This is a genomic window from Sandaracinus amylolyticus, assembly GCF_021631985.1.
GTDB classification, from domain to species: domain Bacteria; phylum Myxococcota_A; class Polyangia; order Polyangiales; family Sandaracinaceae; genus Sandaracinus; species Sandaracinus amylolyticus_A.
Window position 1 is genome coordinate 9401663 of record NZ_CP070225.1, and the last position, 23893, is coordinate 9425555.

Below are 23893 nucleotides of genomic sequence, written 5' to 3' on the forward strand. Positions count from 1 at the left end.
ATTCTGGAAACGACCCGCCGTGTCCGCGACGCGCGCGGGTCGATTCTGGAATCGACTGCGCCGTCTCCGAGACTCGCTCGTCGATTTTGAAATCGATCTCTGGGGTCGTTGAGACCCAACGATCGATTCCAAAATCGATCTCGGGGTCGCTGAGACCCAACGATCGATTCTGAAATCGATCTCGGGGTCGCTGACACCCAGCTCGCGCGCTCCACGACGGCACGCCCGAGCTCCCGCCGATCACGACGAGATTCAGAGGCGGCAGGCGCGGCCGCAGTACCGATTCACCTCGACGAGCGGGTCGTCGTCGCTCGCGGCCGAGCCCCAGTTGGCGAGGCAGGTCCAGCAGCCGCCGGTGAAGATCGGGCAGGTGGCCCGCCTGTCGGCGAGCGCGCCCGTGCAGCGCGGATCGGTGAAGCGCTGGCAGCACATCGCGACGAGGTCGCGGTCCGTGCCCTCCGGGATCGGCTCCGGCGGCGGCTGCGGCGCGGCGGGCGGCTCCGGGGGCGCCGTCGTGGGCGCGGCGATCGCTGCGATCGGTTCCGGCGCCTCGACCGCGGCGGGCTCGGCCGGGGGTGGCGGCGCGGGCGGCGCGATCACGCGCCACTCGCCGACCGGCGCGGCGAGATCCCCCAGCGTGTGCTCGCGGATCTCGAGCGCGCCGTCGTGGAGTCGGATCGAGACCACCGCGCCGCCGCGCTCGCACGCGACGAGCCGGCGCCACTCGGTTCCGTCGTTCGTCGCGCCGATGACGTTCACGGCCGGCGAGCAGCCGGTCGACTGCGCTTCGGCGAGGTGCCGCACGTAGCGCACGCCGCCGTCGGTCGGCTCGAAGATCCCGAGGCCGAGGCCGCCGTTCCCACCGAGCAGGCGATAGGGCACGACGAGGAGCGTCGTTCCCTCGACGGGCCGCCACCACGCCGGACGGCTCCGCTGCCCGGTGCCGTCGGCCGAATAGAGCTCGGGGATCCACCTCGCGGCCCCTTCGTCGAGCGCGCTGTCCGTGAGCGCGCGGTAGCCGCTGCGCGTCCCGCGCGAGATCGGCGTGGTCGCCGCGAGCAGGAGCCGGAAGGTGTCCCACTCCACGCCCTCGATCGGCTCGATCGCCGGACCCGTCGCGGGTGGCGCCGGTGCGAACGCGAGCACGTCTCCGACGCCCAGCGGTGCCGACGGTGCCGACGCGATCGCGGGCGGCGGCGCGGCCGGCAGCTCGACCGCGGGCGGCGGCTCGACCGCCGGCGCCGGAGCGGGCGCTGCGACCGGAGCGGGGGCAGCGACCGGAGCCGGCGGAGCGACCGGTGGAGCGGGAGCCGCGGCGGGCGCGGGCGCCACCGCCTCCGAGCCACAGCCGACGACGACGAGCGCGAGAGCGACGAGCGCGAGGCGTTCCCCCATGCGCGGAGTCTCCTTCCACTGACGGTCGAGAGACAACCCCACCGAGATTCGCGCCGACCGATTCTAGAATCGCCGACCGAATCTCGGAGACTCGCCGAGAGCCAGGAGGTGAGGCGTGAGAATCCCGGTTTCGCGCATCGAGGCCGCTCTCCGTACGATCGCAGCCCTGTTGGTCCAGAAGGACTACTCGGGTGTCGAGGCGCTGACCGGTGGTGTCCGACTGAAAGAACCGGAGATCGCGCGCGCCATCGCGGAGTACGGGCGAACCCTCGTGTCGCCTCCGAGCGAAGCGTTCGGCGTTCTCGACGTCGTTCCCATCCGGGCCTCGAAGCCGCCGGCGTTCTCGGTTCGGTTTCGCCTCTATACGCTCGAGGAGGGTGAGTCGGACTTAGAACTGCAACTGACCCTCATCGAAGAATCGGGGCGCGAGGGCATGAGGGTGGAGCTCGACGACATCATCGTTCCATGACGTGCGGGAGCGCCCGAGGTCGCGCGCGCCCTCGTCACTACGAGGGCGCGGTCGCGGGGCCCGATCACGTCTCACGAGGGCGCGCTCGCGACGTCCGACGGCCGCCCGATCACCCGCGCGATCTCCCGCGCGAGCTCGATCGGATCGAGCGGCTTGCCCACGTGGCGATCGAAGCCCGCTTCGGTCGACGCGCGCGCGTCCTCCTCGCGCACGAACCCGCTGATCGCGATCGCCGGGATCGCGCTGTACTCCGCGCGCGCGCGGCGGACCTCGCGCATGAGCCACCACCCGTCGTGCCCCGGCATCCCGATGTCGCTGACGAGCACGTCGTAGCGCTCGCGATCGAGCAGCTCGAGCGCGGGCTCCGCCGCGTCCGCTGCGTCCACCACCGCGCCGATCGAGCGCAGCCCCTCGCCCACCACCTCGCGCGAGTCCGGGTCGTCCTCCACGAGCAGCACGCGCGCTCCCGCGAGCAGACCGGGCGACATCGGCGTCGGCGTGACCGCGCCCGGCCACGCCGGCGTCGGCTCCTCGGCGTGCGGTTGCGTCGCGAGCTCCGCGATCGGCAGCGCGACCTCGAAGCGCGCACCGCGCCCTCGACCCGCGCTCTCCGCGCGCACCTGCCCGCCGTGCAGCTCGACCAGCTGTCGCGTGATCGCGAGCCCGATGCCCATCCCGCCGTGCACCCGCGTGCTCGACGCGTCCTGCTGGCGGAATCGATCGAACACGTGCGGCAGGAACGCGGGATCGATCCCCTCGCCGGTGTCGACCACCTCGAGCAGCGCGCGCTCCCCCTCGCGCCGCAACGCGATCCGCACGCGACCCCCGCTCGGCGTGAACTTCAGCGCGTTCGAGAGCAGGTTCCACGCGACCTGCTGGAGGCGTCCCGCGTCGCCCATCACCGGGACCGGCTCGTCACCGAGCTCGACCTCGAGCGTGAGGTGCTTCGCGCGCGCCGACATCCGCACCGACTCGAGCGCGTCGCGGATCGGCACGCGCAGATCGAGGCGCTCCGGGACCAGCGCCATCTTGCCCCCGAGGATGCGACCGAGGTCGAGCATGTCGTCGATCAAGCGCGCCTGCGCGCGCGCGTTGCGCTCGATCACGTCGAGCCCGTGCGCGACCTTCGGGTCTCCGGTCACGCGCTGCTTCAGCAGCACCGCGAACCCGAGGATCGCGTTCACCGGTGTGCGCAGCTCGTGCGAGACCGTGCCCACGAACTCGTCGCGCAGCCGCGCCAGCGACTCGGCGTTGGCCCGCGCGTCGCGCTCTCGCATGAGCAGCTTCTCGCGCTCCGCGAGCGCGTCGCTGCGCGCGTCCACCTCGCGCTGCAGGCGGCGCCGCGTGCGCAGCAGCATCTCGCTCGTCCCCGACATCGCGAGCGCCACGAGCAGGAAGAACACGATGCGCACCCGATCGCCGCTCTCGAACGGCCCGAGCGCGCCGCGCTCGCCGATGAAGAAGAACGAGCCCACGACCACACCGAGCACCGCCGCGATCGCGCCCCCGAGCATGCCCGTCCACGACGCGCTCACGTACACCGCGAGCAGGAACATCATCAGCGACGCCGTCGAGCCCAGCCACGGGCTCAGGCACGCGTGCAGCAGCGCCACGACCAGCGTCGAGATCGACGCGATCGCGAGCGCGCGTAAGGCACGTCGGGCGCGATCGGTGGTGCGCACCGTGCGACGCGCAGCAAGCACGGTACCGAGCCCCGACAAAACGCTACCCTCGACTCCGCGATGGACCTCTACAGTGCCGCCTCGCGCCTCTCGCGCCCTTTCGTCATCACCGAGGACGACCGCGATCCGATCCGCGTGGCACGACGCCTCGGCATCGCGGCACGTGGGATCATCGGCGACGGCCTCACCTGCGCGCTGGTGCGCGTCGACGGCGTGATCGACTGGTGCTGCATGCCGCGCTTCGACAGCCCGAGCTGCTTCGGCGCGGTGCTCGATCCCGAGCGCGGCGGGAGCACGTCGATCCAGCCGGTGCGCCGTCCGTTCGAGTCGCTGCAGCGCTACGACCCCGACACCAACGTCCTCGAGACGCTGTTCCGCGTGCCCGGCGAGGGCGTGGTCCGCATCACCGACTACATGCCGTGGACCGACGATCCGCGCGCCGCGATCCACGAGATCCATCGCCGCGTGGAGTGCGTCGAGGGCCGCGTCGAGCTCGAGATCGTCTTCGATCCGCGCTTCGACTACGGCGCGACCGAGACCACGCTCGAGCACGGCGAGCGCGGCGTGCTGGCGCGCGGCGCGAGCGGCGATCGCATGGTCGCGGTGGTGCGCGACGCGAGGTGGAGCGCGCGCGAGCGAGGCTCGGGGCTCGCGACGCGGGTGACGCTCAAGAAGGGCGAGCGCAGGTGGATGGTGCTCTCGTACGCGGGTCGCTCGCCCGAGCCGATCGAGGCGTACCGTCCGTTCGATCACCTGCGCGCGACGCGCCGCGCGTGGCGCCAGTGGACCGGCCACGTGACCTACGACGGCCCGTGGCGGCACCACGTCGTGCGCTCCGCGCTGCTGATGAAGCTGCTCACGTACGCGCCCACCGGCGCGATCGTCGCGGCGCCGACGACCTCGCTGCCCGAGTGGATCGGCAACACGCGCAACTGGGACTACCGCTACACCTGGACGCGCGACGCCGCGATGGCGGTGCACGCGCTCAACCTCGTCGGCTGTCAGCGCGAGGCACGCGAGTTCTTCTACTTCGTGCGCGACTGCATGGAGCGCGAGGGCGGCCTCCAGGTGATGTACGCGATCGACGGGCTCGCGGTGCCCGACGAGAAGGTGCTCGATCACCTGCGCGGGTTCGCCGACAGCCGCCCGGTGCGCATCGGCAACGGCGCGAAGACGCAGCTGCAGCTCGACGCGACGGGCCCGCTCGTCGACGCCGCGTCGATGTTCGAGCGCATGGGCGGCTCGCTCACGCTGCGCACCTGGCGCCACCTGCGCGACGTGGTCGAGACCGTGCGCTGTCGCTGGCACGAGCCGGATCACGGCATCTGGGAGCCGCGCAGCGGCGAGAAGCACAACGTCGACAGCAAGGCGATGTGCTGGGTCGCGCTCGATCGCGGCGCGCGCATCGCGCGGCTCTTCGGCGACCTCGCGCAGGAGCACGCGTGGAGCGACGCCGCGCGCGAGGTGCAGGCCGACGTGCTGCGCTCCGCGCTCGACCCCACCGGCAAGCGGCTGACCGCGGCGTACGGCGTCGACGTGCCCGACGCGGCGCTGCTGCGCCTGCCGCTGCACGGCTTCCTCGAGCCGCGCCATCCCTACGTCGTCGAGACCACCGAGTGGGTGCGCAAGGAGCTCTCGGTCGGCTCGTTCCTCTACCGATATCGACTCGACACCGACGACGGAGTGGGCGGCGACGAGGGCGCGTTCCTGCTCTGCGGCTTCTGGCTCGCCGAGAACCTCGCGCTGCAGGGCCGGCTCGACGAGGCGCTCGAGATCTTCGTCGCGCACGCCGAGGCCTCGAACCACGTCGGCCTGCTCGCGGAGGAGATCGACCCGTCGAACGGCATGCTCCTGGGCAACTTCCCCCAGGCGTTCAGCCACCTCGGCCTGGTCAACGCGGCGCTCCGGATCGACCTCGGGATGCGCCTCCGCGACGAGGGCTCGCACGCCGCGCCGCACCTCATGACCTTCTGATTGCGACGCGCGCTTGCGCTGACGCGCGAGCGCGCTGCAATCAGACCTTCTTTTCTGGAGGGTTCGTGCGGCGAACCCTCCCCCGACCGGCGGAGCCGGATCGGGTCCCCCTCCCGCCCGAAGCGCTCCCGAGCAGGCGCGTCGGTGCGCGCGACGCGCCTGCTCTTCGCTATGAGCGTGCGGGCGGAGCCGAGATGATCCCTCGGCGCTTGCACGTTCCAGGACCCCGTGCCATTCTCGGCGCCCTTTTCGAGAGGAGCCCTTCGTGAGCGAGGAGACGCAGCAGCGCCCGGACGGCGCCCCGGCGCAGAACGGGGAAGCGATCCAGGTCGGCGACGCGGTGCAGTGCAAGCCCGTCGAGGTCGTGGTCGGTGAGAAGGGCGTCGAGCGCGCGATCAAGCACCTCAAGCGCAAGATGGCCGCCGAGGGCATCCTCCGTGAGCTCAAGCGCCGCCGGCACTACATGAAGCCGTCGGTGAAGCGCCGGAAGAAGGAGTCCGAGGCCGCGCGTCGCCGCCGCAAGCGCGAGAAGCAGCTCCAGGCGCGCTGAGCGCGTCGCGAGAGCGCAGAAGAAAGCCTGGCCGCTCGTGAGAGCGCGCCGGGCATTCGCGTTCCGTCCGGTCGATGACGCTCAGCGCGCGAACACGGCGCGACGGTCGGTGACCTCCGCGATCGCGTCGGTCGGCACGTCGGGGTCGATCAGCACCGTCACTCGGGTGCGGTTCGCTTCGAGGGCGTCGGGGTCGACGCACAGCTGGGCCTCGCGCTCGAGCTCGTGGCCGCGCGCCGCCAGGCGCGTGATCAGCGCGCGCTCTCGCTCGGCCATCCCGCGGTCGCCGCGATCTTCGTAGCGGTTCGCGCGCTGCTGGCGCTCCAGTGCGAGCCGCAGCGTGGCGGTGAGCTGCGAGAGCTGCTGGTCGACACAGCTCGCGCGCCGCACGTCACCGACCCGTCGCGTCTCGCCGAGCAGGTGCTGGATGCGTGTCGCGCTGCGCTCGAGCGTGCGAACGACCTCCGAGGGCCGCTCCTGCGCCGCGGCCGGGAGCGTCACGAGCGAGAGGAACACCACGAGCGCGAACGAGCGGTGCTGCATGGCGCGATCGTGGCGCGCGCCGACGCCGGCGTTCACTCGTGGACCGCGCCCTCGCGACGGCGGGGCTCCCGGACTGCGTCGCGCGGCACGTTCGCGTCGATGATCGTCGTCACGCGGGTGCGGCCGCTCTCGAGGTCCGCGTCGGGATCGACGCAGCGCCGCGCTTCGCGCTCGAGCTCGCGCGCACGGGGCAGCAGGCGCGCGACCAGCGCCCGCTCGCGCTCCGCCATCTCCACGTTGCGCTCGCGCTCGTAGCGCTGGCTCCGCTGGGTGCGCTCGAGCGCCAGCCGCAGCGTCGCGGTGATCTGCGAGAGCTGCTCGTCCACGCAGCTCGCATGCTGGGTCCGACCGGCGCGCCGCGTCTCGTCGAGCGTCCGCTGGACGCGCGTCGCGGTGAGCTCGATCTCGCGAACCACCTCGCTCGGTCGTGGCTGCTCGGCGGGCGCGGAGCTGGTGTCCGCCGCGCGATCGGCCTGCTGGGCCGTCGCCCCGAGCGGCGCGAGGAAAGTGAGCGCGAGCGAAGCGAAGAGCGGGAGACGACGCGGCACGAGAGCCTCCGGCGCGGGGCGGCACAACGACCCCACTCCGTCGCAAGAGAGCACCGGACGTTCCAATCGTCGAATCACGATGAGACGGAACGACAAGGCCCGCGTCCGGAGACGCAGGCCCGTCGTCTTTCTCTTCTCTCGCTGCTCGAAAGATCGGCTCGCCCGCCGGTCCCTACCGTCCCCGCGCTTCGCGCGCTCCCGTCCGGGACCTGCGGGACGAGCACTCCCGGGAGGGATCAGGCTTCGATGCGCGTCGCCGCCTCGGTCGCGCCGTCGGCGCGGCGGCGTCGGAACGTCAGCTCGTCGCCGCTGCGGTCCACGACGATCGTGTCGCCGGGCTCGAAGCGACCCGCGAGGATGTCCTCCGCGAGCTTGTTCTCGAGGTGCTTCTGGATCGCGCGCTTGAGCGGTCGCGCGCCGAACACCGGGTCGTAGCCGACCTCGCCGAGCAGGTCCTTCGCCGCGTCGGTGATGTCGAGCCCGAGCTCGCGATCCCCGAGCCGCTGCGCGAAGCGACGCAGCTGGATCTCGACGATGCCGCGGATCTGCTCGCGACCGAGCCGCTTGAACACGACGATCTCGTCGAGGCGGTTCAGGAACTCCGGCCGGAAGTGCGCGCGCACCTCGTCCATCACCGCGACGCGGATGCCCTCGTCGTCGTCGAGCGCGAGCGTGTGCGTCGAGCCGACGTTGCTGGTCATCACGATGACGGTGTTGCGGAAGTCGACGGTGCGTCCCTGGCCGTCGGTCAGGCGCCCGTCGTCGAGCACCTGGAGCAGCACGTTCCACACGTCGGGGTGCGCCTTCTCGACCTCGTCGAAGAGGATCACGGAGTAGGGCCGGCGACGCACCGGCTCGGTGAGCTGACCGCCCTCCTCGTACCCGACGTAGCCGGGCGGCGCGCCGATGAGTCGCGACACCGCGTGCTTCTCCATGTACTCGCTCATGTCGATGCGGACCATCGCGCGCTCGTCGTCGAACAAGAACTCGGCGAGCGCGCGCGCGAGCTCGGTCTTGCCGACGCCGGTCGGGCCGAGGAACAGGAAGCTGCCGATGGGACGGCTCGGATCACCGAGCCCCGCCCGCGAGCGACGCACCGCGTTGCCCACCGCGACCAGCGCCAGGTCCTGACCGACCACGCGCGTGCGGAGCTTGTCCTCCATGTGGAGGAGCTTCGCGCGCTCGCTCTCGAGCATCTTGCTCACCGGCACGCCGGTCCACTTCGAGACCACCGCGGCGATGTCCTCCTCGGTCACTTCCTCCTTGAGGAAGCTCTTCTCGCGCTGCACCTCCGCGAGCTTCTGCTGCGCCTCCTTCACGCGGCGCTCGGACTCGGGGATCTCGCCGTGCTGGATGCGCGCGGCCGCTTCGTAGTCGCGCGTGCGCTGCGCGCGCTCGAGGTCGACCTTGAGGTCCTCGACCTCCTGCTTCGACTCGCGGATCGCCTCGATCAGCTCCTTCTCGCGGAGCCACTGGGCGCGCATCCCGCTCTTCTTCTCGTTGAGCTCGCTGAGCTCGATCTCGAGCTCGGAAAGGCGCTTCTTCGAGGCGGGATCGCTCTCCTTCTTGAGCGCCTGCTTCTCGACCTCGAGGGTGACGATCTTGCGCTCGACCTGATCGATCTCGGTCGGCAGCGACTCGATCTCCATCTTCAGTCGCGACGCCGCCTCGTCGACGAGATCGATCGCCTTGTCGGGCAGGAAGCGATCGGTGATGTAGCGATCGCTCAGCACCGCGGCGGCGACGATCGCCGGGTCCTGGATGCGGATGCCGTGGTGGACCTCGTAGCGCTCCTTGAGGCCGCGCAGGATGTTGATCGTGTCGGAGACCGTCGGCTGACCGACGAACACCGGCTGGAAGCGACGCGCGAGCGCGGCGTCCTTCTCGATGTGCTTGCGGTACTCGTCGAGCGTCGTCGCGCCGATCGCGCGGAGCTCGCCGCGCGCCAGAGCGGGCTTGAGCATGTTCGACGCGTCCATCGCGCCCTCGGCCGCGCCCGCACCGACGAGCGTGTGGAGCTCGTCGATGAAGAGGATCACGCCGCCCGCCGCGCTCTCGATCTCCTTGAGCACGGCCTTCAGGCGATCCTCGAACTCGCCGCGGTACTTCGCGCCCGCGACCATCGCGCCGAGGTCGAGCGCGAGCACGCGCTTGTCCCTGAGCGACTCGGGCACGTCGCCCTGCGCCACGCGGTGCGCGATGCCCTCGACGATCGCGGTCTTGCCCACGCCGGGCTCGCCGATGAGCACCGGGTTGTTCTTGGTGCGGCGCGAGAGCACCTGGATCACGCGGCGGATCTCCTCGTCGCGGCCGATCACGGGATCGATCTTCCCGCCGCGCGCCGCCTTCGTGAGATCGCGCGTGTACTTCTCGAGCGCCTGGTACTTGCCCTCGGGCTCGGCGTCGGTGACGCGCTGGCTGCCCCGCACCTCGTTGAGCGCGGCGAGCACCTTGTCGCGCGTGAGGCCGCGCTGCTCGAAGATCTTCGTGAGATCGTCGCCGCGCTGCGCGGTGATCGCGAGCAGCACGTGCTCGGCGCTCGTGTACTCGTCCTTGAGCGCCTCGGTCTCCTTCCACGCGTCGGTGAGGAGCTGCCGGGTGCGCCGCGAGAGCGCGGGCTCGGCGCCGCCCTTCACCTTCGGCATGGTGGCGAGGCGCTGCTTCATCGCCTCGACGAGCGCGCGCGGATCGGCGCCCGCCTTCTGCACGACGGGCGCGGCGACGCCGCCGTCTTGCGAGAGCAACGCGAGCACGACGTGCTCGGGATAGAGCTCCGGGTTGCCCATCTCGGTGGCGATCTGCATCGCCGCTGCGAGCGCCTCGCGCGTCTTGGTGGTCAGTCGGTCGAGTCGCATGGCCTGACGTGCCTCTCGGTGGAAGCAGGCGCGCAACATCCGCGCCAGCGAGCGCCCAAGCTAAACACGCGATCCGAGCGGTCAACGGTGTGCTCGCGCGCGACGGAACGACGAGGCCCCGCGACGCGGGCTGCGACGCGGGGCCTCGGTCGTGAACGATCGCTCAGCGACGACGACGGCGCGTGATCATCGCCGCGAGGGCGAGCCCCGCGAGCGCGAGCGGGGCGAGCGGCGAACGTCCCGGATGCGCGCCGGGCACGCTGCAGCTGCAGCCGTCGTCGCCGTCTCCGGGCGTCGTCGTGGTGCCGGCGTCCTGCCGCGGACCGGCGTCGTTCCCGGCGCTCGCGTCGGTGCCGATGGTGCCCGAATCGACGGCGCTGCCTGCGTCGACCTCGGCGCCCGCATCGCTGTCGCTGCCCGCGTCGTCGTCGGTGCCGGCGTCGACGTCGGTGCCCGCGTCGACGTCGGAGCCTGCATCGACGTCGGAGCCTGCATCGACGTCGGAGCCTGCGTCGGTGCCTGCATCGACCATCACCACCACGCCGGCGTCCTCGGTCGTCGTGCCCGCATCGATCGGCAGTGCGGTGCACGTACCGTCGCTCGTGCCGCCCGCGGCGACGCTGCACACCTCGCCGGCGCCGCACGCGCGCTCGCAGCACACGCCGTCGATGCAGAGCCCGGTGGCGCAGTCCGCGGCCGCGCCGCACTCGGTGCCGTTGGGGTCGCGCCCGATGGTGCGGGTGCGCACCCGATCGACTCCGTCGACCGCGGTGTACACCGCGAGCCACGGGCCGCCGGTCGCGCCCGCGACCGTGACGTTGCCCTGTCGCAGCGCGCCGGTCGCGATGCCGAGCGCCGGCGCGTCGAGCACCGTGCCGTCGGTCGCGACGCGCGCGCCGAGCACGTCGGCATCGCTCGCAGTGCGGCGCGTCCACACCACGAGGTAGCGCGCGCCGTCGTACGCGACCGAGGGCCCACTCTCGGAGTCGGTGCTGGTCGCGACCCCGAAGCCGGTGCCGTCGAGCGACGCGCCGGCCGCCGAGACGCGCGCCGCGAACACGTCGTCGGGCGTCGCGCCGCCGCTCCGCAGGTCCTGCCACACCACGAGGAAGTCGGTGCCGTCGGACGCGACGTCGGGCAGGCCCTGGAGGGCAGGACCACCCGCGAGCAACGTCCCGCCCGCGGGCGTCGGGGACGTGGTGAAGCGCGCGAAGCGCACGTCGAGATCGTCGGTGGTGCGCCCGTCGGCCCACGCGATCAGGAACGCGCTCGAGCTCGCGGCGACCGACACCGAGCCCTGGTCGCCGGCCTCGGTGACGATCGGCATGGGGTCCTGCGGAACGCCGGTGGCGGGGTTGAAGCGACGCGCATAGACGTCGAGCTCCGACTCCGCGTCGGGCGCCTGCTCCCACGCCGCGAGACAGCCCATGCCGGTGCGGCACGCGACCGCGGCCGCGCCTTCGATGCGCGTCGGATCGTTGGCGAGCGCGAGCGGGGTGCCGGTGAGACCGCTCGTCGTCACCGTGACCGCGTACACGTCGCTCGCCTGCGAGAACACGACGACGTAGGTGGTGCCGGTGAACGCTGCGTCGGACACGAGCTGACGATCCGGGCCGTCGGCGATGGGGAACGCGGAGCCGACGAGCGCGCCGCCCGCGCCGACGCGCGCGCCGTACACGTCGACCACGCCGCCCGCGGTCTCGACCCACGCCACGAGGAACGCGGTGCCGCTCGATGCGACGGTGCTCGTGAGCTGTCGCGACGGGCCGGTCGTGAGCACGCGCGCGGTGGCGTCGGTGATCGCGCCCGCGCTGGTCACGCGGCGCCCGACGACGTCGGTCTGATCGGTGCCGAGCTCGGTCCACGCGACGAGGAACGTCGTGCCGAGCGTCGCGACGCACGGCTGGGCCTCGTTGCCGCCCGCGCCGAGCGCGAGCGAGCCCGCGGTGCCGAGCACCGCGCCCGCGGCCGACACCCGCGTCGCGCGCACGTCGGTGAGCTCGAACGTGTCGTCCTCCGAGTCGAGGTACGCGACGAGGAACGTCGCGCCGTTGTACGCGACCGCAGGGTTGCGGTACTCGCGCGCCATGTTGGGGCTCAGCTGCACCGGCAACGGCGTGCCCACCGCGCCCGCGCTCGGGATCGATGCGCCGAGGATCGCCCAGTGCGTGCCGGTCGCGTCGGTGCCCGAGTAGGTCACGAGCCAGTTGCTCGCGCCGCCCGCGACCGCCACGTCGACGCCGAACGGATCGATGGCGAAGCTCGCGGCGTCGGTGAAGAACGAGCCCGACGCCGCGATGCGCCGGGCCTGCAGCTCGAGGGTGTCGGGCGCGGGCCACGCGACGAGGAACGCGGGGCCCCCGCCCACCGAGGCGCTCTGCGCGGTGATCGCGATCGTCGTCGCCGTCGCGTCGAGGCGCGATCCGTCGCCGATCAAGCGCAGGCCGAGCACGTCGAAGGGCGCCGCATCGCCGCTGCGCCACACGACGAGCGTGGTCTCGCCCGACGACGCGAGGCGCGGCGCGGTCTCGTTCGCGGCGCTGCCCGCGAGCGCGCTGCCGCCGAGCGTCGCGACCGCGCCCGCGCTGTCGATGGTCGTGGTGTACACGTCCCAGTCGACGCCGCTGCGGCCGTCCTGCCACGCGACGACGTAGCGCGTGCCGTTCCACGCGACGCTCGGCCCGCGCTGATCGCCCGCGACCGGCGCGAGCTCGACGATCGAGCCGACCGGCGTGCCCGTCGAGCCGAGGCGCAACGCGCGCAGGTCCCAGTCGCCGAAGACCGAGTCGGCGAACACGACGAGCCAGTTGGTCCCGTCGCTCGCGATCGCCGAATCGATCTGGTCGTAGGCGAGAGGGCCGTTCACCGGCGCGCCGACCGCGACCTCGGGCCCGATCACGGGATCGAGCACCGCGGGGTAGGGCGACGACTCGACGAGCGCGCTCGGAACCACGAGCACGAGCTCTCCGTCGCGCCAGCGCACCGGCACGTGGGTGCGCGCGCCCCGGGCGTCGACCCAGGTGCCGTGCCCGTAGCGCACGCCGAGCCCGCTCGCGGCCTCGTGGAAGTGCGCGCCCTCGTGATCCGAGGCGACGTGGGACCAGCCCTCGCTCGCGAGCGCGACGTGCACCTCGAGATCGCCCGCGCCCGACGGGCGCTGATCGAAGCGCCAGCTCTGCTCGACGCCCGACGACGAGTCGCGCACCTGCTCGATCACCGCGCCGCGCGCGAGCTCGACCGTGCCCTCGCGCAGCGTGCGCGACGGCTGCTCGGCGTCGATGCGGTTGTCGCCGCGGGCGACGCGCGCGGTGCGCACCACGAAGGGCGTGCGCGCGCGGATCGCTTCGTCGTGCGAGGGCGGCATCACGCGCGGCGAGATCTCGACGACCTGGTGCGCGTCGGGCCAGTGCGCGGGCGTGAGCGCGATCGCGTCGCCCTGCACTTCGGCGAGGTGGGTGTCGACGCCTGCGACCAACCGCCCGTCGTGCTCGCGGAAGCGGGTGCGCGCCTGGAGCACGATCGCGTCGACGTCGAACCGGGGCGACGGCGCCTCGGCTGGAATCGGTGGCGTCGCGGTCGTGCCGCCGTCGGGTGTGCACCCCGCGAGCACGCATGCGGTCCAGAGCGCGCCGAGCCGCGCTCTCTCGAGCTTCCTCATCGAACCCTCCTCGCGCCTGCCCGTCCCCGGCGGCGGCTCGGGGAGGTTACGAGCGATCGCCGGGAGCGATCCCCTTTCGCGACGAACTGGACGCGCGGGATCGCAGGGAGTACGCGAGGGCGATGCGTTCGGAGCTGGTCGCGATCGCGCTCGGTGTGCTGGGGATCGTCGGGTGCGACGCGCCGCGCGGGGTCGACGCGCGCTACTCGACGCCCGAGCACACGATCGAGACGCTGCTCGCGAGCCACGGCCTCGAGGACGCGACCCAGGAGGACATCCGCGCGCGCATGAGCGCGCACCAGCGCTTCGAGCTGCGCGATCGCGCGTCGTTCGAGGCGTGCTTCGCCGATCTCCAGCCGGGCCCGGTGGGCGAGGGGCTCGCAGGCTGGACGCTCGGTGCGATCGCGGCAGGGCGCGACGAGCTGCGCGTCGAGATCATCGGCGATCGCGCGACGGTCGCGCCGCGCGAGGGAGTGCGCATCGCGATGGCGCGCGACGAGGGCGGACGCTGGCGCATCGTGCTCGCGGAGAGCGTGCCGATCGAAGTGCGGAGAGCGCTCGGCGCGGTCGCGGAGAGGCACGATCGGAGAGCGAGAGAGCAGGGCCTGCCGACGGAGTGAGCTCCGAAGGCCGGGCGAATGCGAGCGTCGGGGCCGCGGCGAAGCGTGCGCCCACCGCTTCCCGACGCTCGCGCCCTGTCGTGTCTCTCTAGAGAGTCCAGCCCCCGTCCACCACGACCGTCTCGCCCGTGAAGTACGACCCGGCGTCGCTCGCGAGCAGCAGCGCGATGCCGCTGATCTCGTGCGGCTGCGCCACGCGCTTCAGCGCGGTCCGACCGAGCACCATGTTCATGATCTCGTCGTTCGTCGTCAGCGCCGACGCGAACTTCGTGTCCACCAGGCCCGGCGCGATCGCGTTCACGCGGATGCCCGCGGAGCCGAGCTCCATCGCGAGCGTCTTGGTCATCGAGATCACCGACGCCTTCGTCATCGCGTACACGCCCTGGAGCGGCATCGCCATGAGCCCCGCGACGCTCGCGACGTTCACGATCGAGCCCGGCGCCTTGCGCGCCATGCACTGCTGCGCGACCGCGCGCGTCGCGTAGAAGTAGCCCTTCACGTTGACCTCGAAGGTCTTGTCCCAGGCCGCTTCCTCGATGTTCGTCATCGGGCCGAAGTACGGGTTCGTCGCCGCGTTGTTCACGAGCACGTCGACCTTGCCGAACCGCTCGACCGCTGCCGCGACCAGGCCCTCGACCTGCTCGCGCGAGCCGGTGTGGCACGCGTGCGCGAACGCCTCGCCGCCGTCCGCCTCGATGCCCGCCTGCACCGCCTTCAGCGCATCGATCTTGCGCGACGCGAGCACGACCTTCGCGCCGGCCTTCGCGAATGTGCGCGCGATGTTCTCGCCGATGCCCCGGCTCGCGCCGGTGACGATCGCGACCTTGTCTCGGAGTTGGATGACGGGCTCCACGCTCATGTCCTCCGTGAGAACGGTTTGTCTCGGGGACGCGCATGATAGCGGCGGATCGCATCACGTGTATCTTTCGCCCCGTGACCGCGTTCCTCCGTGACCTGCCCGGGCAGCCGCCCCACGACGCTCCGCACGTGCGCGGTCACGGCATCTGCGGGAAGGTGTCGAGGCTCTCGTCGTGACCGCGCTCCCTCGTGACCTGGCCGAGTGGCTCCCGGGCGACCTGCCCGCGGGTGCGGTCGAGGACTGGGCGCTGATCGGGCGCTCCTTCGATCGCAAGCACGGCGAAGCGCTCGTGCTGCGCCTCGCCTCCGGCGCGCCGCGCCTGCTCACGCGGCCCGAGCGCTTCGAGGTCTTCCGCGCGCTGCCGCTCTCCGGAGATCTCCCGATGAGCCTCGCTTGGCGCGGCGGCGAGCTGCAGCTCGAGGTGCGCACCGTCGACGGACGCGTGCTCGTGCTACCCTTGCTCGAGATCGAGCGCGACGCGGTGCGGCGGGTGCTCGATCTCGACGAGATCGTCGACGTGCGTCGCTCGTCCTCGAGCCGGCCTCCGCCGCGCTCCCGCGGCTCGGGCTCGGATCGACCCTCCACGATGCGCGCGCCCGCGAGCGCGGAGATGGAGGTCGTGCGCATCCCGAAGACGGTGCGCCCCGCGGTGCGCTCGCCCGGCGCGACGCCTCCGCGCGAGGCGCCCTCGTCGCGTCCCGTCCCGCGCCTGCCCGCGCCCGCGCAGCCGAAGCCCGGCGCGACGCCCGCGCCGCCGCCGAGCCCCGCGCCTTCGCCCAAGAAGCCCGCGGCCGAGCCCAAGCCCGCGCCCCTCGCGCGTCGCGATCAGACGCCGGGCTCGGTGTCGATCGGCAAGACGGGCGCCCGCGATCCCTCACCGCCGCCCGCGCGCGAGCCGGCCTCGGAGTCGTCGAGCGGAAGCGTGCATCCGCCCGCCTTCGCGCCCGAGCCCGCGCCGATCGTCCGCACCGCGCGCGATCTCGACTCGCTGCGCGCGAGCTTCCGACACCACTGGGAGCAGGGCGCGCTCGACGAGGCGAGCCAGGTCGCGCGCGCGCTCGCCCACATGAACGTCGCCGACGCGATGGAGCTGCGCCTCTCGCGCATCCAGCCCGAGTCGCCGCCGGGCTTCCCGAACCCGCTCTCGCCCTATCTCTTCCGCGCGTTCCTCGCCCACGACGACGAGGACGCCGACATCGGTCGCCTGCTCGCCGCGCTCTGGCCGGCGTACCTCCAGATGCGCGCGCGCTCCGATCGCGAGCTCGGCCTTCGCCCCCGCGACGAGATCGATCTCGGGCACGTGAGCGGCGGCGTCGGTCGCCTCTTCGCGCACGGCGCGCGCGCGTTCTCGCTCGACCGCCCGCGCTTCTTCCTGCGCACCGACGTGCCCGGCGGCATGGCGCACCTGCACGCGTGGCCGGTGGCGAGCCTGTGCGGCGGCACGCTCGCGACCGGGTTCGACGAGGTCTCGATGCTGCACGTGCTCGGGCATCACCTCTCGCTCTACCGGCACGAGGCGTACTTGATCGCGCTCGCGCCCGCGCAGCTCGAGCTCGAGGCGATCGTGCTCGCGACGCTGCACCTCGACGGACGAGTGCCCTCGAACGACGCGCGCATCGTCGGGCTCGCGGACGCGCTCGCGCGGCACATGGTCCCGCCGGTGCGCGAGGCCCTGCAGAACGCGACCGCCGATCTGCGCCTCGCCGGCCCCGATCCGCGCGGCGAGGTCGCGCAGGCGGTGCGCCGTCATCGACGCGCGGTGCACCACACCGCGGTGCGCGCGGGCTTCGCGCTCTGCGGCGGCCTCGCGGTGTCGGATCGCATGCAGCGCATGATGCCGGCGGTGCCGGGGATCGCGACCGACGATCTGATCGACGATCTGATCACGTACTCGGTCTCGCCCTCGTGGATGGCGCTGCGCAAGGAGCTCGGCGTCGCGATGGAGCCCTCGGGCGCGAACCCGCCGATCGGTCGCGGCTGATGCGCGTGACGGTGCTCTACTTCGCGGGCGCGCGGGATCTCGCAGGACGTGGCGAAGAGCGCGTCGACGTGCCCGACGACGTGCGCACCGTGGGCGCGCTCGCCGCGTGGATCGAGCAGCGCGTGCCCGCGCTCGCCGGGCGCGGCGCGTCGCTGCGATGGGCGCGCAACGAGGCGTTCGCCTCGATGCACGACGCGATCGAGGAGGACGACGTGATCGCGATCATCCCGCCGGTCGCAGGAGGCTGCGCGTGAGCCGGGTGTCGATCGAGCGCGTCGCGCTGAGCACCGAGCGCGTCGCCGCGGAGGTGCGCCGGCCGGGCGCGGGCGCGATCGTCGTGTTCGAGGGCACGGTGCGCGACGTCAACGACGGGCGCGCGGTGACGTTGCTCGAGTACGAAGCGTACGAGGCGATGGCGCTCGCCGAGATGCAGCGCATCGTCGAGGAGCTCGAGCGCGAGATCCCCGACGCGCGCCTCGCCGCGGCCCACCGCATCGGTTCGCTGCACGTCGGCGACGTCGCGGTCGTGTGCGCGGCGAGCGCGCCTCATCGCGGCGAAGCCTTCCACGCGTGCCGCGCGCTGATCGATCGCATCAAGGAACGCGTGCCGATCTGGAAGCGCGAGCACGGCCCCGACGGTGCGTACTGGGTCGGCTGGGAAGACGCGCGCTGCTCGCCCGATCACGGCCACGGACACCACCACGACTGATTGCGCCTGGGGCGGATTCATCGGCCGTCGCTGCAAACTCGCTTGCGCCCCCACCTGCGGATGGTGTACGACCAGACGACCGGAATGGAGCCGATCGTCGCCTCGCGTGCCGCCGTCGACAACCGCCTGATCGACGACGTGTTTCCAGTCCTCGTGAGCGTCGCGCCGATGCGCTACGACGACCGCACCGTCGATCGCATGGCCGAGCTCTTCGAGCGCTACTTCCAGCGCGGTCAGCGCTACGCGGTCGTCAGCGTCACGCCCAAGGACGCCGAGGGCCCCGACGCGCGGCAGCGCAAGCGCATCGCCGACTGGGCGAGCTCGCCGCGCGTGCGCGACAAGTCGCGCGAGCTCTGCGTCGGCTCGGCGACGCTCGTGAAGGATGCGATCGCGCGCGGCGCGCTCACCGCGATCCTCTGGGTCTGGAAGCCCGCGAACCCGCACCACGTCACGACGTCGGTCGACGACGCGCTCGACTGGTGCCTCGCGAAGCTCGTCGCCGAGAAGATCGAGATGCCGCTCGGCCTCGAGACCACGCGCAGCCGCACGCTCTCGATCATCCGCAAGCACCTCTGATCGTTCCCGCGCGCGGTCTTGCGGCCGCGGCGCGGAACCTATGTGCGCGTTCCATGCGTGTGCTGCCGGTCGTGCCTCAGCTGCCGACACGCATCGGCGATCTGCGGGTGATCGCCCGTCTCGGGTGCGGTGGGATGGCCGAGGTCTTCCTCGCGCGGCGGACGGGGATCGAGGGCTTCGACCGACGCGTCGTGGTGAAGCGCATGCTGCCGCACCTCGCGCACGACCACGGGCTCTCGCTCGCGATGCTCGACGAGGGCCGCGTCCTCGCGCGGCTGAGCCATCCGAACGTCGTCGCGGTCGAGGAGATCGGCCACGACGAGAGCGCCTACTTCCTCGTGATGGAGTACCTCCGCGGCGCGGCGCTCTCGGCGATCGAGCGCGAGCTGCGGGCCCACGGGCGTCGCGTCGACCCCGCGATCGCCGCCCACGTCGTCGCCGAGGTCGCGGCCGGTCTCCACGCCGCGCACGAGCTCACCGACGCCAGCGGTCGCGCGCTCGAGCTCGTCCATCGCGACGTCACGCCGCACAACGTGTTCCTCACGCTCCACGGCGAGGTGAAGCTGCTCGACTTCGGCATCGCACACTTCGCCGATCGCTCCTCGCGCACCAACACCGGCGTCGCGAAGGGCAAGTTCGCGTACATGGCGCCCGAGCAGTTCGAGGGCGCGCCGCCCGATCGCCGCGTCGACGTGTTCGCGCTCGGCGTGGTGCTGCACGAGATGCTGACCGGACAGCGTCTCTTCGCGCGATCGACCGAGGCCGAGATCGTTCGCGCGGTCGTCGACGAGGAGGTGCCGCGACCCTCCGAGATCGCCCCCGACGCGCGCATCCCGCGCGCGCTCGAGGACGTGTGCATGCGGGCCCTCGCGCGCGATCCCGACGAGCGCTTCGAGACCGCGGCCGCGATCCGCGCGGTGCTGCGCGCCGAGCTGCGCTCGCTCGATCCCTCGCAGGACGTGCGCGACCGCATCGCCGAGCTCGCGCGCACCTACGCCGCCGAGGCCGGCGATCGGCAGGCGATGGTGCGCGAGACCGCGACGCTGCCCGAGGTTCCGTGGACCGTGCGCGGCGGGGACGATCCGCCGCCATCGACACCACCGAAGAGCGATCCCGAGACGACGCGCGCGCCCTTGCGGCCGACCCGTGCGCTGCAGCGCGTGCCGTGGATCCTCACGGGCGGGCTGGTGATCACGATGGCCGCGATGCTCGCGAATTCCGCGCCCCTCGTGCCGATCCCGACGGTCTCGAGCGGGCCCCCGCGCGTGCCGATCACGATCGAGAGCGTGCCGAGCGGCGCGCAGGTGCGGATCGGCGGATTCGTGCGCGGAGCGACGCCGCTCAGGTTCGACGCGTCGCGCGAGACGGTGGCCATCTCGGTGACGCTCTCGCGCGACGGGTACGTGACGAGCGAGGCCGAGGTCGTGCCCGATCACGCCGTCTCGCTGCGGGTCCATCTCTCGCGCGCGCCGTGATCGGTCGACGACATCCACCCACGTCTTTCGCATCCGTTCGATGTGATACTTTCGAGCGTGAACGTCGGGCGTCGGGAGCCGCTCGTCGGAACACGAGGGACTCGCGCGATCCGACCGCGACCCTCGCTCGGATGGTGCACGTACCGACGAGGCTTGCCTGGATGAAATGGGTCGTCTTTTCGCTCGTGATCGCGTTGCTCTCGCTCGCTCGACCTGCGCACGCGCAGGAGCTGCCGCGTGCGTCGCTGCTCCAGACGGGGCGCTCGGGTGGGATCGAGGAGGGCACGGCGCGCGCGATGGATCGCATGCTGCGCGAGCGCATCGACGCGCTGCACGTCGTCGAGGTGAGCGGCGCGGTGGTGCTCGATCTCGAGCAGGTGCAGCTGGCGTTCGGGTGCATGGGCGAGAGCGTTCCGTGCCTCGAGCAGGTGGCGCGCGAGCTCGACGTGCAGGTGCTGGTGGTGCCCTCGCTCGATCGCGCGGGTGACGAGATCGTCGCGACGTTTCTGCGCTTCGACGTACGTGACGGCGCGCAGCAGCGCGTGGTGCGTCGCGTGGAGAGCGACGCCGCGCTGCTCCAGGAGGTCGAGCCGATGCTGCGCGAGCTCTTCGGTCTGCCGCCGCGCGCCGAGGGAGAGGGCACGCTCGTGGGCACGCCGGAGGGCGAGGTCGAGACCACGCCGATCGCGCCGGCGCGCGAGCCGGCGGGGATCTCGCCGTGGCCGATCGTCGTGATGAGCGTGGGCGCGCTCGCGCTGGTCGGCGGAGGCATCGCGGGCGCGATGTCGTCGGACGATGCGAGCGCGTTCCGTGGCGCCGATCCCAGCTCGCAGGAAGAAGCGGACGAGGCGCACGATCGCCTGTCGCGCGCGGAGACCGAGGCGACCGCGGCGAACGTGCTCTTCGTGAGCGGCGGCGTGCTGCTCGCGGGCGGGCTCGCGTGGTTGCTCGCGGCGGGCCGCGAGGACGGGAGCTCGGTGTTCGTGCTCGCGCCGTACGCGGGACCGGAAGGTGGAGGCGTGGTGATGGCGGGTCGGTTCGCGCTCGGAGGAGGTCTCTGATGCGCGCGCTGTGGATCGTGATGGCCGTGCTCGCGGTGGGATGCAGCGTCGATCGCGGCCAGCCCGAGTGCGCGTCGGAGAGCGACTGCGCGGCGGACGAGGAGTGCTACCGCGGGTTCTGCGTCGAGGCCCAAGCGGGGCTCGATGCGGGTGTCGATGCCGAGGTGGACTCCGGACCGCCGCCGGTGGTCTGCGAGACCGTGACCCAGGAGCCGTGCACCGTGTCGGGCGCGCAGGGGATCTGCGAGCCCGGCGTGTACGTCGAGTGCGAGGACGCGACGCGCGTGTGCCGCGCGCTCCTCGAGTCGATGGACGAGCTCTGCAACGGTGAGGACGACGACTGCGACGGCACCGTCGACGACGGGTTCGCGCCGTACGACAGCGTGCGGCACTGCGGCGGGTGCGGCGCGGAGTGCGCGGAAGGGTTCAACTGCTGTCCGGCACGCGGCGGCGCACCGGGCGAGCGCGTCTGCGTGAACCTCCGCGGCGGCAACGACGACTACTGCGGCGGCTGCAACACGGCGTGCGACGTCGCCGCCGGGCGGCGCTGCTGCGGCGATGCGGGCTGCATCGACGTGCTCTCGGACTCCGCGAACTGCGGTGTCTGCGGGCGCATCTGTGACGCGGGCACGGCCTGCTGCAACGGCGAGTGCGTCGCGCGCGAGTCCGACCCTGATCACTGCGGCGCGTGCGGGAACGAGTGCGCGACGGGCGATCAGTGCTGTCGCGGTGAGTGCGCGGATCCCGAGTCGTCGATCTGTGGCTCGTGCACCGAGGACTGCGCGGCGAGCGGTCGTGCGTGCTGCAGCGGGAGCTGCGTCGACACGCAGACCGATCGCAACGCGTGCGGCGCGTGCGGCGTGGTGTGCGGCGACGGCGAGCTCTGTTGCGGCGGCGACTGCGTGCCCGAGAACGCGCCGACGAGCTGCGGCGCGTGCGGCGTGGTGTGCGGCGACGACCAGCTCTGCTGCGGCAATCGCTGCGTCGACGAGAACACCGCGAATTGCGGCGCGTGCGGCACGACGTGCGCGCCGGGCCAGGTGTGCTGCGGCGCCGGCGGCTGCGCGAGCCTCCAGACCGATCCCGCGAACTGCGGTGATTGCGGCAACTCGTGCCCGGTCGCGACGCCGGAGTGCAGCGCGGGGCACTGCTGTCCGACGGGGTTCACCTGGTGCGGCAGCGAGTGCGTCAACCTGATGACGAATCGGCGCAACTGCGGTGAGTGCGGGCGCGGATGCCTGCTCACCGCGTGCAACGACGGAGCGTGCCTGTGAGAGACGCCGCCGCGGAAGAGCACGAGGAGGACGACGAGGAGGATCTCGGCGAGAACGATCCCGCGATCGCGCTGATCGGGCGCACCGTCGCGGGGCGTTATCGCATCACGAGCGTGCTCGGCCGCGGCGGCATGGGCGTGGTCTACGCGGGCGTGCACCTCGAGCTCGAGCGCGACGTCGCGATCAAGGTGCTCCCCGGCGTCTACGCGCGCAGCGCGGAGGCGATGAAGCGCTTCGAGCGCGAGGCGCGCACGGCGAGCCGTATCTCGCACCCGAACGTCGTCACGATCTTCGACTTCGGTCGCCTCGACAGCGGCGAGCCCTACCTCGTGATGGAGCGCCTCACCGGGCGCGACCTCGACATGGTGCTCATCGAGAAGCGGCGCCTCGATCCGCGCGAGCTCGTGAAGCTGCTCGCGCAGATCGGTCAGGCGCTCGACGCGATGCACGCGCAGGACGTGGTGCACCGCGACCTCAAGCCGTCGAACGTGTTCTATGCGGCCGACGGTACGGTGAAGCTCGGCGACTTCGGGCTCGCCGCGCTCGCGACGAGCAAGGGCGAGCGTCTCACCGAGCACGGCACCGTCGTCGGGACCGCGGAGTACATGGCGCCCGAGGCGGCGCGCGGCGCGCTCGTCGATGCGCGCGGCGACGTGTACTCGCTCGCGGCGATGGCGTACGAGCTCTTGTGCGGCGCGCTGCCGTTCCACGGACAGCCGGTGCAGGTGCTCGTCGACAAGGTGAGCCAGCCCGCGCCCTCGATGCTCAAGGCGTCGGGCCTGCGCTTCTCGGAAGAGATCGAGCGCGTGATCGCGCGCTCGCTCGATCGACGTCCCGCCGCGCGACACACGAGCGCGGGCGAGTTCGTGCGCGAGCTGACGGCCGCCGTCGAAGCGGCGCCCGCTGCGGTGCAGGAGCGCGCGGTGCCGGCGTCCGAGCCGCGCGTGCGCGGTGAGTCCACCGAGGTCGTCCCCCCGCCGCAGCGACGCCGTGGTGCGTGGGTCGTCGCGGCGCTGCTCGTCGTGCTGATCGGCCTCGGCTTCGGCGTGTGGAGCGTCGCCGGTGGAGGCGCGGAGACGGCCGCCGCGAGCACCACCGTCGTCGTCGTTCCGCCGGTCGCGCCGCTGGTGCCGGGGCCCGAGGTCGCGGTGGTCGCGCCGACTCCGGTCGCCGCGCCGCCCGCGGAGCCGAGCGAGCCGGTGATCGAGGCACCCGCGCCGAGCGTGCCCGCCGCGCGCCCGACCACGCGTCGCACCACGACCACGGCCACGACGAGCGCGCCCGAGGCGGTCGCCGCGACCACGAGCGCGCCCGAGCGCATCGCGCCGGTCGAGACCGCGCCGCCGGTTCGTGTTGCCCCTCCGCCCGAGGCGCCGCCTCGCGAGGACGGGGCCGCGCGCGCCGCCGAGCTCGTGCGCGAGGCACAACGCGCGCTGCTGCGCGGTGAGGTCCCGCGCGCGCGAGATCTCTATCGCGAGGCCACCGGCGCGGCGCCGCGGGATGGTGCCGCGTGGCGCGGGCTCGGCCTGGCGAGCGAGCGCATGGGCCTCACGCCGGAGGCGATCCAGGCCTACGAGCGCTACCTCCGCATCGCGCCCAGCGCGGGCGATGCCGACGCGATCCGCGAGCGCATCGCCCGCCTCCGAGGCTGATCCCGCTTGGGT

19 protein-coding genes are annotated in these 23893 nt (G+C 72.5%); 12 read left to right on the forward strand and 7 right to left on the reverse strand.

Features of this window, described 5'->3' with window-relative positions:
* Nucleotides 1–252: 252 nt before the first annotated feature.
* Nucleotides 253–1395 carry a hypothetical protein gene (locus I5071_RS40035; protein ID WP_236518654.1) on the reverse strand — a complete coding sequence of 381 codons (1143 nt, stop codon included), beginning with the start codon at nucleotides 1393–1395 and terminating at the stop codon, nucleotides 253–255.
* A 115-nt stretch (nucleotides 1396–1510) separates the two neighbouring features.
* Here I5071_RS40035 and I5071_RS40040 point away from each other — a divergent pair, with 115 nt between their 5' ends.
* Nucleotides 1511–1864, forward strand: a complete 354-nt coding sequence (locus I5071_RS40040) for a DUF7668 domain-containing protein (RefSeq protein WP_236518655.1) — start codon at nucleotides 1511–1513, stop codon at nucleotides 1862–1864.
* Between the two features lie 71 nt (nucleotides 1865–1935).
* Here I5071_RS40040 and I5071_RS40045 read toward each other — a convergent pair whose 3' ends face one another.
* Nucleotides 1936–3546 (reverse strand): ATP-binding protein, encoded by a 1611-nt coding sequence (locus I5071_RS40045; protein WP_236518656.1) that lies wholly within the window; start codon nucleotides 3544–3546, stop codon nucleotides 1936–1938.
* A 60-nt stretch (nucleotides 3547–3606) separates the two neighbouring features.
* Between I5071_RS40045 and I5071_RS40050 the strand changes: the two genes are divergently transcribed.
* Both I5071_RS40050 and rpsU read left to right on the forward strand, forming a co-directional pair.
* Entirely contained in the window at nucleotides 3607–5520 is a 1914-nt protein-coding gene (locus I5071_RS40050) for a glycoside hydrolase family 15 protein (protein ID WP_236518657.1), read from the forward strand.
* 265 nt (nucleotides 5521–5785) lie between these two features.
* Nucleotides 5786–6070 carry a 30S ribosomal protein S21 gene (rpsU, locus tag I5071_RS40055; protein WP_236518658.1) on the forward strand — a complete coding sequence of 95 codons (285 nt, stop codon included), beginning with the start codon at nucleotides 5786–5788 and terminating at the stop codon, nucleotides 6068–6070.
* Nucleotides 6071–6151: 81 nt separating this feature from the next.
* Here the strand turns inward: rpsU and I5071_RS40060 are convergent, their stop codons facing one another.
* From I5071_RS40060 to I5071_RS40075, 4 genes are all read right to left on the reverse strand, one after another.
* A complete protein-coding gene (locus I5071_RS40060) occupies nucleotides 6152–6613 on the reverse strand; it encodes a hypothetical protein (protein WP_236518659.1) in 462 nt (153 codons plus the stop codon).
* Nucleotides 6614–6645: 32 nt separating this feature from the next.
* Complete coding sequence (locus I5071_RS40065; protein ID WP_236518660.1) at nucleotides 6646–7161, reverse strand: hypothetical protein; 516 nt, start codon at nucleotides 7159–7161, stop codon at nucleotides 6646–6648.
* A gap of 236 nt (nucleotides 7162–7397) precedes the next feature.
* On the reverse strand, nucleotides 7398–10016 hold the full coding sequence (gene clpB / locus I5071_RS40070; RefSeq protein WP_236518661.1) for an ATP-dependent chaperone ClpB: 2619 nt from the start codon (nucleotides 10014–10016) through the stop codon (nucleotides 7398–7400).
* A gap of 163 nt (nucleotides 10017–10179) precedes the next feature.
* Nucleotides 10180–13674: an MYXO-CTERM sorting domain-containing protein gene (locus I5071_RS40075; RefSeq protein WP_236518662.1), complete on the reverse strand. Its 3495-nt coding sequence runs from the start codon at nucleotides 13672–13674 to the stop codon at nucleotides 10180–10182.
* 122 nt (nucleotides 13675–13796) lie between these two features.
* Here I5071_RS40075 and I5071_RS40080 point away from each other — a divergent pair, with 122 nt between their 5' ends.
* Nucleotides 13797–14294 (forward strand): hypothetical protein, encoded by a 498-nt coding sequence (locus I5071_RS40080; RefSeq protein ID WP_236518663.1) that lies wholly within the window; start codon nucleotides 13797–13799, stop codon nucleotides 14292–14294.
* An 88-nt stretch (nucleotides 14295–14382) separates the two neighbouring features.
* Here the strand turns inward: I5071_RS40080 and I5071_RS40085 are convergent, their stop codons facing one another.
* Nucleotides 14383–15153 carry a glucose 1-dehydrogenase gene (locus tag I5071_RS40085; RefSeq protein ID WP_419249616.1) on the reverse strand — a complete coding sequence of 257 codons (771 nt, stop codon included), beginning with the start codon at nucleotides 15151–15153 and terminating at the stop codon, nucleotides 14383–14385.
* A 172-nt stretch (nucleotides 15154–15325) separates the two neighbouring features.
* Between I5071_RS40085 and I5071_RS40090 the strand changes: the two genes are divergently transcribed.
* From I5071_RS40090 to I5071_RS40125, 8 genes are all read left to right on the forward strand, one after another.
* Entirely contained in the window at nucleotides 15326–17134 is a 1809-nt protein-coding gene (locus I5071_RS40090; RefSeq protein WP_236518665.1) for a hypothetical protein, read from the forward strand.
* Entirely contained in the window at nucleotides 17134–17388 is a 255-nt protein-coding gene (gene moaD / locus I5071_RS40095; RefSeq protein ID WP_236518666.1) for a molybdopterin converting factor subunit 1, read from the forward strand. Before I5071_RS40090 ends, moaD begins: the two co-directional genes overlap by 1 nt.
* Nucleotides 17385–17843, forward strand: a complete 459-nt coding sequence (locus tag I5071_RS40100) for a molybdenum cofactor biosynthesis protein MoaE (RefSeq protein WP_236518667.1) — start codon at nucleotides 17385–17387, stop codon at nucleotides 17841–17843. The genes moaD and I5071_RS40100 overlap by 4 nt, the downstream gene beginning before the upstream one ends.
* Before the next feature lie 84 nt (nucleotides 17844–17927).
* Nucleotides 17928–18419: a hypothetical protein gene (locus tag I5071_RS40105; RefSeq protein WP_236518668.1), complete on the forward strand. Its 492-nt coding sequence runs from the start codon at nucleotides 17928–17930 to the stop codon at nucleotides 18417–18419.
* 53 nt (nucleotides 18420–18472) lie between these two features.
* Entirely contained in the window at nucleotides 18473–19894 is a 1422-nt protein-coding gene (locus I5071_RS40110) for a serine/threonine-protein kinase (protein ID WP_236518669.1), read from the forward strand.
* 161 nt (nucleotides 19895–20055) lie between these two features.
* A complete protein-coding gene (locus I5071_RS40115) occupies nucleotides 20056–20955 on the forward strand; it encodes a hypothetical protein (RefSeq protein ID WP_236518670.1) in 900 nt (299 codons plus the stop codon).
* Nucleotides 20955–22229 carry a hypothetical protein gene (locus I5071_RS40120; protein WP_236518671.1) on the forward strand — a complete coding sequence of 425 codons (1275 nt, stop codon included), beginning with the start codon at nucleotides 20955–20957 and terminating at the stop codon, nucleotides 22227–22229. The genes I5071_RS40115 and I5071_RS40120 overlap by 1 nt, the downstream gene beginning before the upstream one ends.
* Complete coding sequence (locus I5071_RS40125) at nucleotides 22226–23881, forward strand: serine/threonine-protein kinase (protein ID WP_236518672.1); 1656 nt, start codon at nucleotides 22226–22228, stop codon at nucleotides 23879–23881. Before I5071_RS40120 ends, I5071_RS40125 begins: the two co-directional genes overlap by 4 nt.
* Nucleotides 23882–23893 lie beyond the last annotated feature (12 nt).